The organism is Ruminococcus flavefaciens 007c, assembly GCF_000571935.1.
In the GTDB taxonomy this organism is placed as follows: domain Bacteria; phylum Bacillota; class Clostridia; order Oscillospirales; family Ruminococcaceae; genus Ruminococcus; species Ruminococcus flavefaciens_F.
Map to the genome: position 1 here is coordinate 1 of NZ_ATAX01000039.1, position 716 is coordinate 716.

Consider the following 716-nt stretch of genomic DNA (forward strand, 5'->3'; position numbering starts at 1 on the left):
CTGTGATGCCCTCACCGAATAATACCTTATCTGTACCGCCAGCTCTTTCCTCGTTGATGGTGTCGTTGCCGTCGCCGAGCTCGAATACGTATGTATCGTTGTCATTGCCGCCGTTGAGGTAGTCACTTCCTTCACCGCCGTGAAGCTCGTCATTTCCGCTTCCTCCGTAGAGCTTGTCATTGCCTGCGCCGCCGAAGATTACGTCTCTTCTTCCGTTGCCCTTGATTACATCGTCCTTATCGGATGCGTTGATAACTGTTGTACCTGTTGCGTAGTCGTCAGGATCTGAGTACTCGCCGCTTACGTTCATTGTAAGGGTCTCAGCATAGTAGTCTGCCATGGTCTTGACTGTTCCGTCAGCAAACTCGAAGTTTTCAATACGGTTGTAGTAATCTGTAAACTGAGACTTGATCCTGATAGAATCTCCATCCTTACCTACGAGAAGAACCATATCGTTTCCGTCTCTTGTTACAACTACGTCGTCTTCTGTGATGCCTTCACCGAACAATACCTTATCTGTACCGCCGGCCCTTTCCTCGTTGATTGTATCATTACCGTCGCCGAGCTCGAATACGTATGTATCGTTATCGTTGCCGCCGTTGAGGTAGTCGTTTCCTGTACCGCCGTGAAGCTCGTCGTTTCCGCTTCCTCCGTAGAGCTTGTCATTGCCTGCTCCGCCGAAGATAACGTCTCTTCTTCCGTTGCCCTTGATAACG

At 49.9% G+C, this 716-nt stretch carries 1 protein-coding gene; it reads right to left on the bottom strand.

Translation table 11 applies throughout. The features are described from left to right. A partial coding sequence (locus RF007C_RS16115; RefSeq protein ID WP_037301748.1) for a calcium-binding protein occupies nucleotides 1–716 on the bottom strand: 716 nt, incomplete at both ends.